The 16862-nt window shown below is 45.0% G+C and carries 13 protein-coding genes; all 13 read left to right on the top strand.

Going from position 1 to position 16862, the window contains the following annotated elements:
- Positions 1–138: 138 nt before the first annotated feature.
- Genes wecC through rfbA form a run of 13 tightly spaced genes read left to right on the top strand, consistent with a single transcriptional unit; the run spans position 139 to position 16768 of the window.
- The gene (gene wecC / locus C8268_RS05780) at positions 139–1380 is read left to right on the top strand and encodes a UDP-N-acetyl-D-mannosamine dehydrogenase (protein WP_106766800.1); all 1242 of its coding nucleotides are present in this window, start codon (positions 139–141) and stop codon (positions 1378–1380) included.
- Between the two features lie 34 nt (positions 1381–1414).
- On the top strand, positions 1415–3508 hold the full coding sequence (locus C8268_RS05775) for an alginate lyase family protein (protein WP_106766799.1): 2094 nt from the start codon (positions 1415–1417) through the stop codon (positions 3506–3508).
- A complete protein-coding gene (locus C8268_RS05770) occupies positions 3447–4796 on the top strand; it encodes a phenylacetate--CoA ligase family protein (RefSeq protein ID WP_106766798.1) in 1350 nt (449 codons plus the stop codon). Before C8268_RS05775 ends, C8268_RS05770 begins: the two co-directional genes overlap by 62 nt.
- Positions 4793–5911: a glycosyltransferase family 4 protein gene (locus C8268_RS05765; protein WP_106766797.1), complete on the top strand. Its 1119-nt coding sequence runs from the start codon at positions 4793–4795 to the stop codon at positions 5909–5911. The genes C8268_RS05770 and C8268_RS05765 overlap by 4 nt, the downstream gene beginning before the upstream one ends.
- A complete protein-coding gene (locus C8268_RS05760) occupies positions 5901–7385 on the top strand; it encodes a lipopolysaccharide biosynthesis protein (protein ID WP_106766796.1) in 1485 nt (494 codons plus the stop codon). The genes C8268_RS05765 and C8268_RS05760 overlap by 11 nt, the downstream gene beginning before the upstream one ends.
- Positions 7382–8512, top strand: a complete 1131-nt coding sequence (locus C8268_RS05755) for a GNAT family N-acetyltransferase (RefSeq protein WP_158702685.1) — start codon at positions 7382–7384, stop codon at positions 8510–8512. Before C8268_RS05760 ends, C8268_RS05755 begins: the two co-directional genes overlap by 4 nt.
- A 3-nt stretch (positions 8513–8515) precedes the next feature.
- Entirely contained in the window at positions 8516–9634 is a 1119-nt protein-coding gene (locus C8268_RS05750) for a GNAT family N-acetyltransferase (RefSeq protein ID WP_106766794.1), read from the top strand.
- Positions 9624–10838 (top strand): hypothetical protein, encoded by a 1215-nt coding sequence (locus C8268_RS05745; RefSeq protein WP_106766793.1) that lies wholly within the window; start codon positions 9624–9626, stop codon positions 10836–10838. Before C8268_RS05750 ends, C8268_RS05745 begins: the two co-directional genes overlap by 11 nt.
- A complete protein-coding gene (locus C8268_RS05740; RefSeq protein WP_106766792.1) occupies positions 10839–12107 on the top strand; it encodes a glycosyltransferase family protein in 1269 nt (422 codons plus the stop codon).
- A gap of 1 nt (position 12108) precedes the next feature.
- A complete protein-coding gene (locus tag C8268_RS05735; RefSeq protein ID WP_106766791.1) occupies positions 12109–13305 on the top strand; it encodes an O-antigen ligase family protein in 1197 nt (398 codons plus the stop codon).
- Between the two features lie 25 nt (positions 13306–13330).
- Positions 13331–14719 carry a glycosyltransferase gene (locus tag C8268_RS05730; protein ID WP_106766790.1) on the top strand — a complete coding sequence of 463 codons (1389 nt, stop codon included), beginning with the start codon at positions 13331–13333 and terminating at the stop codon, positions 14717–14719.
- Positions 14716–15948, top strand: coding sequence for a beta 1-4 rhamnosyltransferase Cps2T (gene cps2T, locus C8268_RS05725; RefSeq protein WP_106766789.1), 1233 nt, complete (start codon positions 14716–14718; stop codon positions 15946–15948). Before C8268_RS05730 ends, cps2T begins: the two co-directional genes overlap by 4 nt.
- A complete protein-coding gene (gene rfbA / locus C8268_RS05720) occupies positions 15881–16768 on the top strand; it encodes a glucose-1-phosphate thymidylyltransferase RfbA (protein ID WP_106766788.1) in 888 nt (295 codons plus the stop codon). Before cps2T ends, rfbA begins: the two co-directional genes overlap by 68 nt.
- Positions 16769–16862 lie beyond the last annotated feature (94 nt).

The following is a 16862-nucleotide window of genomic DNA, read 5'->3' as shown; positions in this document are numbered from 1 at the left end:
CGTGTATCGTCAAGAGTGTGATGTGAGGGAGGGTTCAATGCCCGTTTCATACTTCTGGATAGAAGTATGAGCTGTATTGGTATGCGTGCCGATATAGCTGATACTTTTTTTCAAAATTAGAAAAAGGCAGGGACGTTCATGGCTAAGAAGGTATGCGTTATAGGTCTTGGATATATCGGACTTCCAACGGCCAGTTTACTTGCGATTAAAGGATTTCAGGTGCACGGAGCCGATGTAAACCGGCACGCCGTAGATTTAATTAATCAAGGTGAGGTTCATATTTATGAGCCCGATTTGGACATTATGGTCAAAGCGGCTGTGCAAAGCGGTCAGCTGCATGTATCATGCGAGCCAGTGGAAGCGGATATTTTTGTTCTGGCTGTTCCCACTCCATTTCAGGACGATCAACGGCCGGACTTATCGTATGTGCATCAAGCGACCATGTCCATTGCTCCGCTTGTCAAACCGGGAAATCTGATCATTCTGGAATCGACAAGCCCGGTCGGCACGACGGAGAAGATTACCCGTTGGATTGTGGAGTCAAGACCGGAACTGAACGTTTCGGAGTCGCTGCATTCGATTTGCAGTCGTATTTATGTAGCCCATTGCCCGGAACGGGTCATGCCGGGTCAAATATTGCGGGAGCTTGTGGAGAACGACCGGATTATCGGAGGGATCGACAGACCGTCCACTGAAAAGGCTGTGGAGTTTTACCGCCAATTCGTCAGCGGGAACTTGCTGGAGACAAATGCGAGAACGGCAGAAATGGCAAAGCTGACGGAAAATTCTTTTCGTGATGTGAACATCGCCTTTGCTAATGAACTCTCACTCATATGTGATCATCTTGATATCAATGTGTGGGAACTGATCCGTCTGGCCAATCATCATCCTCGGGTGCATATTTTGCAGCCTGGACCCGGCGTAGGGGGACACTGCATCGCGGTCGATCCTTGGTTTCTTGTAGATGCGGCTCCAGAGCAGACGAAGCTGATTCATACAGCTCGGGCCGTGAACGACTATAAGCCGGGCTATGTTGTTGAACGGGTAGCCGAAAAGGCGGCACGGTTTAAAGAGCCGATTATTGCCTGTCTAGGGCTCACCTTTAAAGCTAATATCGATGATCTCCGAGAAAGCCCCTCGGTTAAGATCGTGGAGCATTTAACGAGAAGGCAGGTCGGCAAGCTGAACATCGCCGAGCCTCACATTCAAGAATTGCCGGGCACTCTTCAGCTGGAGCATGTAAGCTTGATGCCAACAGATGAGGCGATTAAAAAATCGGATATTGTGCTGTTGCTGGTGAATCACGATGTCTTTCATGCGATCGATCGAAATTTGCTGAAGGAGAAAATAGTGATCGATACACGGGGAATTCTGAATTGATCATCCCTTGGCGATCAAGCCTGGAGTGTGAACCATGTCTTCGATGATGGAGAAAATACGAAAGCTGAGCGACCTTCCGCGAGATAAAGCGGCAAAGCTGGTCATGTTCAAAGCCTTTGCCTATTTCAAGAACAGGTTACGGAAATATCGTTTGTTAGCGGCTCCGATTCATTTGAATTCTGTTCATTTTATCGACTTTCAGAGCAAGAATTGTTTTCTTTACGAGGAAAAGGACCGTGAATTATATTCACAGCTTCTTCATGATCTGAAGCGAGATCAGAGCATTGTTCAGGATGCGGACCGCATATGCCTCCACAAGTTCAATTTACTTGGTTCGGGAGATGTGCAGCTGGGTGACAAGCTGCCCTGGAATACCGATTTTAAAGTGAATTACACCTGGAAGAATGATTTTTACAAACTGATCCCAATCGTTGACCTGTCCAACCATGCGGACGTGAAGGTTCCTTGGGAGCTGTCACGGTTCCAGCATGTTTTTACACTCGGAAAAGCTTACTGGCTGACCAATGATGAAAAATACGCTCGGGAGTTTCATTCTCAGGTAGAGGATTGGATACGTCAGAACCCGGTTGAAATGTCGGTTAATTGGACGTGTACGATGGACGTAGCTATACGGGCGGTCAACTGGATCGCGGGGGCATACTTTTTCAAAAAGAGTTCTGGTATTGAACCGTCGTTCTGGGGAAGATTTCATGCCTCGCTTTATTTGCATGGGTCGTTTATTATGAACAACCTTGAAAATAGAGGGGAGCACACCGGCAACCATTATCTATGCAATTTGGCAGGTCTTGTGGCGCTGGGACTTTATTTCGATGGCTTTTCGATTGGCCAGATTACAAGCCGTCACGGCATGCCGCAGGAATGGCTGAATTATGGGCTGCAGGAGCTGGAGCGGGAAATGTTCGTACAGGTAAATCCGGACGGATCAAATTATGAAGCATCGACCTCATATCACCGGCTGGTTACAGAATGTTTCTTGGTCATGACGGTACTGTGCAGCCGTAATGAAATTGTTTTTCCGGAAAACTATATGGAGCGTTTGGAAAAAATGTGTCAGTTTCTCTTCGATACGATGAAGCCAAATGGACTTACTCCTGTTGTTGGTGATGCGGATGACGGACGGTTGCTGATTCCGGCCGATTACGGCACATGGGTAAGAAATGACTTCAGGCATTTGCTGGTGATTGCGGGTGAATTGTTCAACCGGGAGGACTTTCGCTATGCTGGCCGGGAATATGCGGAAGATGCGTTATGGATTACCGGACCGCGGGTGATGTCTGCGGCCCCGTCGGCGCTTATTCATCAACCTCAGCGATGGTCCGCAGCGGCGGCATATCCGGACGGGGGCTATTATGTGCTCCGTCAAGGGATGGCTTATTGCCTTATCCGCTGCGGGGAGTTGTCTTTTCACGGACACGGGGCGCATAGTCACAATGACCAGTTAAGCTTTGAGCTGAACATTGAAGGTCAGGACTTTATCGTTGATCCGGGTTCATATGTGTACACCGCGGATTATCGAATGCGCAATCTGTTTCGAAGTACAGCGATGCACAATACGATTGAAATCGATGGGAAAGAACAGAATGACTTTGAAGAGAAGGTGCTGTTTCTTATGCGAGAGCAGACCTTTGCACATTGTGATCGGTTTGGCAGGGGGTATTTTGCCGGCAGTCATCAGGGATATGTGAAAAAATGCGGCGTATTACATAAGCGAGAAATAACCTTAACAGAACATTCCGTGGAAATCATGGATAAGCTGGAGAGCTTGCCTGGACACTCCTTTGCGGACGTGCCTCCTTACTATGCCACGTTTGTATTTGCACCTGGTGTAGAAGTAGAGAAGCATGGGGACAAGGTACTGCTTCGTCAACAGGAAATATCAGCTGAGATGACTTTTGTGAATGCGGAACATATCAAGATTGATACATGCTCGGTATCACGCCGCTATGGCGAGAAGGAAATGAGTCTCCTGCTTCGGGTCAAAGGGGCAGACCGGACGCTGCGAACGTTCATGTATTGGTCAACAAGTGAGAAAAGAGGGAATGTAGATGAGCTTTACCAAAGAGATCGCCAAACAGATCCTGTCCTATTTTCCTTACCGATATATTAATGTGGGAAAGGAATTTTACGTATGGCTGAACAAGTTCGAGCGCATGAAAACGATGACTTCCGAGCAGATTCGTGAGGCTCAATTCCAATCTTTCGTGAACATGGTTACGTATGCTTACCAGGAGACGACATTTTATCAGCAATTATATGATGCGCATGGTTTTCATCCCGGACAGCTGAAGGATTTTTCGGATATACGGCGCATTCCGCTCATCAACAAACAGATGGTCAAAGCGTGCGGAAGGGACATTATAGCAGACAGACATAAGCATAAACGTCTGCTTATCGGCGCGACAAGCGGTTCAACAGGCAAGTCGCTGACGCTGTATTCCAACCGGGCAATCAATCAGCGGGAGTGGGCGGCTACCTGTTTTATGTGGCAGGACGTTGGGTATCGTCCGGGGGATGGAAGAGTGGAGCTCAGAGGTCTTTTTGCTGGTGAGGAAGAGTACAAGATGGACCCGTATCACCGGGTTCTTCGTGTGAATGTTTCCAGATTGTCTCACTATAATATTGAAATGATCATGAAGCGGATACTGGAAACCGGGTATGAATTCATCCATGGTTATCCTTCGTCAGTCAGTCTGTTTTCCAGGCTTGTTCTTGAGAACAATCTCGTTAACCACTACCGTCCCAAAGCGATTATGCTGGCCTCGGAAACCGTGTACGATTATCAGATCGATACGATACGCAAGGCTTTTCCGGTTGCCAAGTTAAACATGCATTATGGTCAGTCGGAAAAGGTAGTGACAGCCTGCTGGGATGTTGATGGCATCGGCTACAGCTTTAATCCTTTATACGGGTATACGGAGATCGATCCAGATACGAACGCGTTGATCGGAACCTCTTTCATCAATGATGTCACTCCGTTTATCCGCTATGAGCTGATGGATGTTGCAACCGTTACAGACACCTCTATTCATCCAGCAGACAGTTATTTGTTGCCGACAATCCGATCCATTGACGGCAGGGTTAGCGAAATTATGTACAGACCGAGCGGAGATATGGTTTCGTCGGCTTTGGTCGCGATCGCGCTTCGGGGCACAGCCTCGGTCACCGCGTGTAAATTAATACAGCATCAGTTGAATGAAATCGAAATGGTTGTAGAGACGACCCGATCTGAAAAGGAATTGATGGATGAAATCAAGCCGATTCTCAAGCGGTTGCAGGTCATTTTTACGAATGAGATGTCATTCAAAATAACGTTGGTCACGCATATTCCGAAAGAACCTTCAGGGAAGCTTAAAACGGTGGAGGTACTCATAGACCGGGAAGGTGTTCCCGTATGAAAATCGTATTGGTCGGTCCTTATCCGCCACCGATCGGAGGCATATCCATTCACATCCAAAGGGCTGCAGGGCATTTGAGACAGCATGGTTGGGATTGCGATATTTACGATGAATCGAGTGGAAGCAATCGCCCCGAAGGAGTGTATCCAATTCATAGCTATACATCGTTCATTATGAGATTTCCTTGGCTTCAAGGGGATCTTTTTCATTTTCATTCCATTAGTAGAAGCTTTCGGATCATGTTGGGGCTGTTTAAAATGTTCGGTAAAAAGATAATGCTTACCGCTCATGGCGACAGCCTTAAGCGGCAAATTGAACAGTCGAACCCCGCTTCCCGATTTCTATTCATAAGAAGTCTTCGCATGATCGATCACATTGTATGTGTCAACAAAGCAGACAGGGACATGCTGCTGAGCTTCGGCTTTAGATCGAATCAAGTGACAGCACTTCCTTCATTTATCAAGCCGATCGAGACCGAGCAACACCTTCTACAGATACCAAGAGAAGTGACAGACTTTATGGAAGCGGGCGAGTTTACGATCACAGCAAACGGCTGTATCCGGCTTGATCAGGGACGTGATTTATATGGTGCCGATCTGCTTGTTCAACTGCTGCAGGATTTAACGGTGAAGGGATATAAAGCCCGAATTTTATTTGCCCTTCTGGGCTCTTCGGAGCAAAGTGCAGAAGAGAGGCGATATTATAATGAGCTGAAAGAGCGATTGAGGGAATGGGGATTGGAATCTCGTTTTTACTTTTATGAAGTCGATCAGACGGAGCTATACCCACTTTTGAGAAAAAGCCATTTATTTGTCAGACCTACGCTGACCGACGGATTTGGTGTCTCCATCGCGGAAGCTTTAGCTTGTGGCATCCCTGCTCTTGCTAGCGATGTTTGCAGGCGGCCGGAAGGCGCGACCTTGTTCAAGAGTGGAAATGCAGATGATTTGCTGGAGAAGGTGCAGGATGTGATGGACAACTATTCATCCCGCAAGCAGGAGATTCTCGATTTGCCGATCCCGGATTACATGTCCGAACTTCTGATGCTGTATAAACGAGTCATGTCAAAAACAAGACTGGACAGCAACATGGTCATCGGCCCTGATGGAAAATAAAAAACTGCTCTCCAACGGCTTGATTTACTTATGCTCATCGGTGTTGACGCAAGGTATAAATCTAGTATTGATTCCGCTCTACACCAGAAATCTGACGCAGGAGCAGTTTGGGCAATATGACCTCATTCTTAGCGTTCAGCAGCTGCTGGCTCTCGTCATCTCACTCGGTGTCCATTCAGGGATGGTTCGTTTTTTTAACGAGGTCAAGGACAGCACGATGCTTAAAAATACAGCCATAACCTTCTCGCTCCTATGGGGGGCTGTCTGTATCGGATTGGCGTATATCGTAAATCCCTGGCTGCACCCGGTGTTATTCAACGAGGCACAAGGGGCCGAGCTGTTTATTCCCTTTGTGGTGATGAACGCGATTCTTGTCGGGTTGAATGCGATTTACTCCAGTGATTATGCGATGAGATTCAAAGCATTGAAATCCTCGTTGATCCATTTCAGCACGATTCTTTTGACTCTCATCTTTGCAAGTGTCTTCATCATTGGATGGAAAATGGGGATTACGGGTATTTTTTTAGCGCAGCTGCTTGCGGGGTTTGCCGTATTTTCCTTCTTGTTTATGATTGATATTCGAAATTTCAAGCCAAGGCTTTACTCTAGAGATCTGATGACCATGCTTCGATATGGAACAGGCCTTCTGTTGGGTGACATATCATCATGGGTGCTGATGCTGAGCGATCGATTTTTGATCAAAGGCTATTTGAATCTTTCTTCCGTTGCCGTCTATTCGATAGGCTATAAAGTAGGCATGCTTATTAATCCGGTTTTTATAAACCCGTTTACCTCCATTTTTACTCCGTTCAAGTACAAAGTGTATAACGAGGCCGATGGAGGGAAGCGGATCGGCACCATGTTTCGAATTTACAATTTTATCGGCTGGTTTTGTGTGCTCGGCCTGTCGATCTTTGCCCATTTTGCGGTCAGTCTGATTGCAACGGAGGAATATGCAGCTGCAGGTTATCTCGTGCCGATCATCGCTTTTTCATATTTTTTGGCGGGGGCGATCGATTTTTATTCGTTGGGACTTCATATTGCCAGGAAGATGCGCCTGGCTTCCATGATTACGATTCTGGCAGCTGTTGTGAATGTTGGTGGAAATATGATGTTGATTCCATACATCGGTATTTACGGTTCGGCCATTTCTACCGTCATGGCATATGTTGTTTCCAATGCGGTGTTTTATTATTTTGGTTCAAAATATTATTCGCTGGGCTTCGGATGGTGGTTTCCTTATAAATATCTCGTGATTTTCATTCCGCTGTACGGAGTTTACTGGATAGGCAATCTGATCATAAATTCCATTGTGATCGAAATCTTGCTCAATATTGTACTTTGTATAGCTTACATAGGGCTTAGCTTTGGTCTGAAATTTGTTTCAAAGGAAGAGCTGGATGCTGTATGGGTGCGCTCCCGTTTTGGTCGAACAACAAAAATAGCCGTAAAAGGAGAAAACGAAAAGGTATGAGTACTAGGATTGTTACTGATACTGAAGGCTTTTTAAGTATAAAGGAAGATTGGGAGAGGCTGGAGCAAGTGGACACCAACATTACCTATTACAGCACGTTTCATTTTAATTATACCTGGTGGCTTACTCATGGTCAGGCTCAAGCGAATCAGCTGTTTATTATTTGCTGCTATCGGGATAACAAGTTGGTGGGGATTGCACCGCTTCAAATCCGAATGGTTGATAAGAAAATATTAAAATGCAACGTTCTTTGTTTTTTAGGAAAAGGGGATTATTTCGATTTTATTATCGACAGCCGCCAGTTCTCGGTAGGAACCATTATGAAGAGCTTGTTTGCCGTTATTGAGGAAAATGCAACCAAATGGGACAAAATCGATCTGACTCATCTTCCTATGCAATCACGGCTCCTTGGGTATCTACTAAGGCACGATCAATATAATCCTCATGTGAAGTATCTAACGAGTTGCCCAAGAATCCATATGGATGAGCATAAAACTTATGAGCAATTCAGCGAGGAACATTTCAGCACAAAAATGAGGAAAAAGCTTCAGAAGCTTCGAAAGCAAGCACCCTATCGTTTCAAGGTGATGACCGGAAGGGAAAGCAGCGATATTTACGATAAGATATCTCATGTTCATAAAATGCAAAAGCAATATATGCATCAAGAAAAAGGAAGGACAGAGAGAAGGAGCATATTTGAAGACCCGGGCAATGAGAGGTTTTTAAAACGTTTGTTCAACAACAATGATCATGTCGTCATTTTTCTTCTGGAGCTGGAGGACGGCGAAATTATCATTTATTCTTGCTGTTATTTGTATAACCAAATCCTGTATGACTGGAATTCAGGTTATTCACCGGAATTTTCTCATTTTCACGGCATTTCGGATGTACTGCAAATGGAAATGATGAAGTATTTATATGAAGCAAGGCAGGTGAAACAGATTGATTTGGGAGCTGGAAGCTATTCCTGGAAATTTAAATGGACCCGAAATTTTATAGTCAGTTATTCGTTCACTTATTGGAATACGTCCAATCGCCGCATGATGCCGCTTCGTTTCGCTCTGAGGATAAGAGAGACACTACGGACGGCAACGAAAAAAAATGTCGGTCAAAGGAGTACATTTTAGGCTATGAATACAAAAATATATACAGATATGGAAGGGTTCCGCAGCATCAAAAAAGACTGGGAAAGATTAGAGCAGCAGGATTCAGACGTGACCTATTACAGTACGTTTCATTTCAATTATTCCTGGTGGCTTACCTTTGGCGAGAACAGGGGCAACAAACTGTTTATCATATGCTGTTACCGGGATAACAAACTGACGGGAATCGCACCGCTAATGATCAAGCATATCGACAAGAAGGTGACGAAGCTGGACGCCCTGTGCTTTATGGGTAGAGGGGATTATCTAACATTCCTTCTCGATAAGAAGGACCCTAATGTGCTAAAGACTCTTAAGGCGCTATTTACGGCGATTGAGGATCATTCGGATCAGTGGGACAGGGTGGAACTCACGCATTTGGCGGAGGATACAAGCCTGCTGTACTACCTTTTTCGTCATGATAAATACAATGCTGGGGTGGATTATTTAACGTCTTGTCCTCAATTGGATTTGGGGCAATATTCTACATTCGAAGAGTTTAAACAGATCGGACTTTATCCCCGGGCACGCAAAAGCGTGGAGAAATTTCAGCGAGAGGTGTCTTATCAATTCAAAGTGATCATCAGCAGCGACAATGACCGTCTGTATGACCGAATATCGCATATTCACAAGCTGGAGAAAGATTTTTTACGGTTGCAAAAAAACAGATTGGACCGAAAGAGCATATTTGATGACAAGCTGAACGAAGAGTTTTTAAAGAGGATTTTTCATGACAATGAGCAATTGGTGACCTTTTTGTTGGAAGATGAAGAGGGCGAAATTATTATCTACAGAACCTGTTATCTTTACAAGGATACGATCCATGGATGGAATACGGGGTATTCACCGCGGTATGCCCATTATCACAGCTTGTCCGATGTTTTGATGATTGAAATGATTCAGTATATGTATGAGCATCAGTTTGGCCGCAGAATTGATTTTGGAGCAGGGAGTTATCCGTGGAAATTTAAATGGACCCGTCAATTTATCGTGAACTATTCTTTTACTCAATTAAATATGTCCAGCAAGAGAATGAAGAAATACCGCTTTTTTCAAAAAATGAAAAGAGCACTCGAAACGTTCAGGGGAGAGCGCTATGCACGTTGAAATATGTAAATGGTATGAGGGAGCTCACTCCCCTGTGTTGTTTATGATTGATGACTTGGCTAACACCTGGGTGGACAGCAACGATAACGGCTTGCTGGATTGGGGTGAGGATTGGGGTTATTTCAAGAACGAAGCCAATTCATCATTTCGTTTTCTGACGGAGAACATTCTGGAGCATTTTCCTGCGGTCAAAGTGACGTTTTTCGTTCCTGTCGGCGTGCGCACTGGCATACTGGAAACACCGCTGTTTCCTATAAAATCGTTACCTATGAACTCGGACGAAGAAAGCAAGCGTTTCTTTCGGTTCATTCATCAGCATCCAAACTTTGAGCTTGCTTATCATGGGACGACACATGGAAAGGCTGGGCGATATGCACAGGATTTTGTGCAGGAATGGTCCATGTTTCAAAGCACTGAAGAAGCGATTTGCCGGGTTCAGGAAGGCATCGAAATATTTCAGGATGCGGCAGGGGCGAGGCCGCGCGGGGGAAAGTACTGCGGTTATACGAGCAATGAATATTCGGATGAAAGCATTGATCAAACGGGGTTTTCCTGGTGGTGCAGATATTGGAACCGGGGCATGCTGGAGAGCGGGGCGGAGGATATATGCGGGCAGGATTCGAATCCGTTAACGAACTTCGATGTGAAACGTTTTGGAACCCGCCATGTGATCGATATCCCTTCCACCTTAAACGGGGCGCTCTTGAACGGAGCGTACCGTAAAGACCGCTCTGTAAAGGGAATGCTCAAAAAGGTGCTCAGAAAAGCATTTATCCGCTGGAAGCTTCATCAGATTGACGAACTGTTAAAGCATCGCCTTGTAATCAGCATACAGGAGCATATTGCTCCTTCAAGAGATGACGGGAAAAGACAGAGTCCGAACATATTTGATGATTGTAAAAGTCTTCACGGTATATTTCGATATCTTGCAGATAAAAAGGTATGGTATTGTACCGGGAGTGAGCTGGCGGATTATGTGAATCTGCGTGATCATGTCACTTTAGTGATGAAGGATACGAACCGATTTGAACTGGAACATGAAACGCCTTACCGGAATCAGGTGATTTCTCTTGCACTTCGTGATCATGATCAGGGGTCATACTCGATCAAGCTCCCGAATCAAGGACATGTTGATGCGTCGGGAGGAATCGTGAATTTGCCTGTAATGAAAGGGGAGTATTTCATTATTAAAGGTGGGGGTTGAATGAAGAAAAGCATCATTGTCATCTCGGATTATATGGAAGGACAACCGGTGGTTGCATCTGTCAGATACGCAGGGATCATGCAGTGTTTTGCAGAGAAATATACGTTATTAGCCGTGAATGATCAACGATGCGGCATGAAGAAAACGAAGTTTTCCGATGACAATTATAAATTTCAGACACTTGACAGTGTATTTACGCAACATTTTCAGGGCGATGCTGCTGCTCGCAGTAGACATCGAAGTAAATTAGAGAGATATTTACGGCAGAAATGGCTGCTCTCGATATGGAGAAATTATAAATTAAGCAAATATATATTTATGCAGAAAAATAAAACGCTGTTTCATCAGCTCAAACGTTATCTGAACGAGCATGAGGTGGCTGCTGTTTTTGTAACCGTACCGGATATTTATGGTCTTTACATACTGGATTTTATTAAACAAACGAGCTCTCATATCCCGGCTATCGTCGAAATTCGGGACATTATCAATCATGACATCGGGGAAGGGAACCCGAAATTTTCACTGAAGCGGGCAGAGAAGCTGTTGTGCAAACATGCGGACGGCGTCATCGCCCTCACCTCAGGCATCGAGCGTTATTATCGGAATATGAACCCTATGCTTGACTTACGGGTGATCATGAACGGTTATGATGAGCGGCATTTCTCCGACTGTAATTTTCCTTTAAGTCTAACCGAGAAAGAGCATATAACCTTAGCTCATATCGGCTCCATTTATAAAGGAAGAAATATTAGCGAGTTTATTGAGGGCCTGATGCTGTTCAATAGGCGGACCGGAATCCGTATAACGTTTAACATTGTAGGGCTGCTTGATCAGCAGGCTCTCCAGGATATTCACAGCTTGAAGCTATCCGGGGATGGAGTAACTGTTCAGATCATTGGCAGTGTTGAGCATGAACAGGCTGTCGGATGGTTGAAATCGGCAGATATCGCCGTTATTTTAACCCATGTCAAAGGCAGCGATTATGCGATTCCCGGCAAAACGTTCGAGTATATCGGCGCCTGCAAGCCTGTGATCGCTGTTACGGAAGATCGGGAGCTTACCGCCTTGGTACATGGGAAATACGGGGAGTGTGCCAGACACGAACGAAATGATATTGCGAAGCGGTTAAGCTGTATGCTGACGAAGACATATGATTATGCAGATCGAAGAGCATATTCAAGAGCGGCACAAGCAGGGAAGATACTTCATTTTATAGAGCAAAAGGTGGCAGAGACCAACGATAACAAGCGGTTTGCCAAAGAGGTATGAAATGGAGATCATCATCGCTGTTATTTATGTGTTTCATCAGGCTGTAGGCGCTAATTTGGACCTTTTTTATTTCTTGAGTGCAGCATTGATTGTGATGGAGCTTTCGAAACGAAGAACGATAACCCTTAAAGCCGTCGCCTATATGTATCTCATTGTGCTGTACTCATTACTGCAAATTGTATTGAATGATCACATGGATATTCAGCGGCTTGTCGTTAACGTTGCCAAGGTTTTTCTGTGCGTGTACCTGTTCCTTCAGGTTCGGGAGATGAAGCTGACAAGACTTTCCTTGGGCAAAATAATAAAGACCGCTTCGATGTTCCATCTTTTTTTGCTTCTAATTTCCCTCGTTTACAAGACCGATCTATTATGGCGCTTGGATGATAACGTGAACATCTATCAGAAGGTGAGGCTTTCCCTTCTTTATTTTGAACCGAGCGAGGCGTCCTTTCATGCAGCGATTCTGATCATTATGCTGATGTATCAAGCACTAAGAGAGAATGATCTTAGGAAAAACATGCAAAATGTATTTTTCATCGGGACAAACTTTACGATCGTTATGCTGTCGGCGGGAATGGGAGGCATACTTGGTCTGGGGCTCGCTGCAGTCGTGATGTATTTTTATTATTTGCGCGAGAAGATCAGTGTAGGGAAAGTATTGATGCTTATTGTACTGTCTATCGTGGGTGCGATAGGCTTATTTGTATTTATAGCAAGCAAGAACAGTTTCTACATGCGGCTGATTGATATTTTGAACGGGAAAGATGGGTCAGTCGTCTACCGTTTTGACGTTAGCTTTCAGGTGATGAAGCAGATGCTGATCGAATCGAACTATTTAGGTATCGGGTTCGGGAATTTAAATACAGATGAAACACGTAGCATGTTCTACAGCTTTGGACTGGTAGAGGTTATTTCAAACTCATTTATGTATTTTATTGCCGAGGGCGGGGTTGTGGCATCCATTCTCTTGGTCTGTCTGTTCATTACAATTCTGCACCGGGTTTCTCCCCATGAACGAATACTGAAATATGCACTTTTCGTCTTTATTATAAGTTACCAGATTGCTGGCGGTTATTTTACAAACCCGGTGAACTGGATCATCTACGGATTGATCGCTAATCAGGTATTTATGCGGGAGAATATATATTCCGGCAACCCGGCATCTGTTCGGTATACCCGCTTCGAATCATCTGCTTGATAATTTTCGAAAATGGAGCTGGAATATGAAAATAATGCATGTATCTTTGGGTCTGCCCCCGCTGCGAACAGGCGGGTTAACGAAGTACAGTGTGGATTTAATGCGGACCCAGCAGCAGATGTCGCATGAGGTCTGCCTGTTGTACCCGGGTCACTATACATTAGGGGGCCGTTTGCGAATCCAGAAGAATGATTCATATCACGGCATCGAGGTTTATGAAATCGTAAATCCGCTTCCGGTTTCTTTGCTGGGCGGCATTAAACATCCGGAACCATTCATGCAGCAGGGGGAGCATGAGCCTTATGAACAGTTATTACAACGGGTCAAGCCCGATGTAATTCACCTGCATACGTTGATGGGAATTCATAGATCATTTCTAGAGGCAGCGAAAAGATTAGGGATGACGATCGTATTTACTTCACATGATTATTTTGGAATCTGTCCGAAGGTGAATCTGTTTAATTCTGAAGGGAGACCATGTGACAGTTATCAGCAGGGTCAGGCATGCATTCATTGCAATCAGCACGGATACAGCGCCCGAATGATACGTATAATGCAGTCTCGTATGTACCGACGTTTGAAGGACAGTTCTGTTCTTAAGCCTTTACGCCAAAAGTTCAAGCAGCGTGCTCGCTATAGTCCAAAAGATGTTTCCGGCAAAGTACAGCCTGTCGTGTCTGATCTGACGCTCGCTTCCCGATATGTTGAGCTTCGCCGTTACTATATGGAGATGTTTTCACTTGTCGATCGGTTTCATTTCAACAGTTCCGTCTCGCAGCAGGAGTATGCCAAATATGGGATGACAAACGGAGATACGATTCCGATCCGTCATCGGAATATGAAAGATCAAAGGCGCAGGAAGTCGTTGGATGAGGATAAACCTTTGCGCCTGACTTATATGGGGCCGATAGATTTTTATAAAGGATTTTATTTGTTGAAGGAAAGTTTGGATTTGCTGGAACGGACCAACTCGAAAAGCTGGCATCTTCATATTTATGGAGACACGCCATCATCGATGGAAGGGTACCGTACCGATCGGTATACATTTCATGGACGTTATGACTATAACGATTTGGAAGATATATTCAACAATACGGATTTGCTCATTATTCCAAGCATCTGGAAGGAAACGTTCGGATTCATTGGGATGGAGGCACTCTCACATGCTGTTCCGGTTCTAGTGTCGGATCAGGTAGGGTTTAAAGATTTGATCCATGATGGTTTAACCGGATTCATCGTTCCTCCGGAGGCTTGTCCGTTTGCAGCCTGCCTAGGCGAAATACTGAATAACCCCCGCATTCTAAGGGAGCTGAATCAGAATATGATCGATATACCGATAGATTTTTCTATGGAAGGGCACACGAGAGAGCTTATGCAATGGTATTCCACAGTAAGAGAAGAGGTTAGGGTATGAAGCATGTGTTTGTGATCGGCTCCAAGGGAATTCCGGCGCGGTACGGAGGGTTTGAAACGTTCGTGGATCAGTTGACGGCCAGGAGCAAAAATAAGGATATACAGTATCATGTGGCATGTCTTGATGAAGAGTCCGGGGAATTTGAATATCATGATGCACGCTGCTTTCGAGTGAAAGTACCCAAACTAGGTAGTGCAAGAGCCGTGATTTATGATGTGCTTAGTTTACGGGCGTGCATAAAGTATATTCGCAAAAATAAACTTAATAACAGCATTATTTACATATTGGCTTGCCGGATCGGGCCTTTTTTTTATGTTTACAAAAGAAAACTTGAAAAAATGGGTGTTCGTGTATGGGTGAACCCTGACGGTCACGAATGGAAGCGTGGCAAATGGAATAAAGTTATTAAGCAGTATTGGAAATATTCAGAGAAGCTGATGGTCAAGCACGCTGATCTTCTCATCTGCGATTCAAGGGGGATCGAGGCATATATTCAGGCTGAATATTCTCAATATAAGCCGGATACTGCTTTTATCGCATATGGTGCTGATGTGGAGGAATCCGGTTTGAAGGATGATGATCCTACGTTGCTGCAATGGATGGCACAGCATGAGGTAAGAAGGAAAGAGTATTATTTGATTATTGGCCGCTTCGTTCCGGAAAACAATTATGAGCTGATCATTAGGGAATTTATGATGTCCGATACGAATAAGGATTTAGTCATCGTAACCGGACATACAAACAACAAGTATTATCGTGACTTATTAAACCGAACATCCTTTGATGAGGATCAACGGATCAAGTTCGTCGGAACGGTGTACGACCAGCCTCTCTTAAAAAAAATTCGCGAACAGGCATATGGTTACTGTCATGGTCATGAAGTGGGGGGCACGAATCCATCGCTATTGGAGTCGCTGGCATCGACCAAGCTGAATCTTTTGTATGATGTTGTTTTCAACCGGGAGGTCGGTGCTGACAGCGCTCTTTATTTCACAGCAGAGCCTGGCTCATTGGCCCGATTCATTCGTGAGGCGGATCGTTTCAGCAGCGATCAGATCGATGAGCTTGGACGCCGAGCGAAAGCTCGCATCATGAAGGAGTACGCATGGGAGAAAATCGTGGGAGAGTATGAACGTTTATTCACTGGAAAGGAGCTCGTCCATGAAAGGGATTATATTAGCAGGTGGCAACGGAACAAGGCTTTACCCGTTAACGAAAACCGTCTCTAAACAGCTGCTGCCCATTTACGATAAGCCGATGATTTACTATCCTCTATCCGTTTTGATGCTGGCGGGAATCCGGGACATTCTGATCATTTCAACGCCCCATGACAGCCCTCGTTTTTACGAGCTTCTGGGGACAGGAGAGCAGCTGGGCATTCAAATATCTTATGCTGTTCAGCCGTCGCCAGACGGACTGGCACAGGCATTTATTATTGCGGAGCGCTTTATTGGACAGGATCATGTGGCGCTTATTCTGGGGGATAATCTTTTTTACGGACATGGTCTGACAGAACTGCTGCAATCGGCGGCGAAGCGGGAACGGGGAGCGACGATATTCGGGTATCATGTTCAAAATCCGGAGCATTTTGGTGTCGTTGAATTTAATCATGACTCTGAAGTGATCTCGATTGAAGAAAAACCGAAGTTTCCCAAATCAAATTATGCCGTGACCGGGCTTTATTTCTACGATAACCATGTCGTGGATATTGCCAAGCAGATTTCGCCTTCAGCCCGGGGCGAGCTTGAAATCACGGACGTCAATAAGGCGTATTTGGCGAACGGGCTGCTTAACGTTCAGATTTTGGGCCGGGGTTATTCCTGGTTTGATTCGGGTACCCATGAATCTTTATTGGAAGCGTCACAATTTATCGAAACGATTGAGAAACGGCAAAACCTGAAGGTTGCATGTATCGAAGAGATCGCCTACTTCATGGGATATATATCGGGGGAGGAGCTGCTTGTTTTGGCTGAGCATTTGGGCAAGACGGCATATGCGGCTTATTTGTTGAAGCTTGTCCAAGAAGCTAATCACTCGACTTATATTTAAGTCTGTATACGTGACGGCCTATTTTTTTTCAGAATATATTATAAATATGCTTCAGGAATCGAAATGACCATATCCAATGTCATTGTGCTCGAAT

It is taken from the genome of Paenibacillus faecalis (genome assembly GCF_900289175.1).
Taxonomy (GTDB): domain Bacteria; phylum Bacillota; class Bacilli; order Paenibacillales; family Paenibacillaceae; genus Paenibacillus_AQ; species Paenibacillus_AQ faecalis.
The sequence above is the reverse complement of the archived record's forward strand: the minus strand, read 5'-3'. Positions and strand labels throughout refer to the sequence as shown.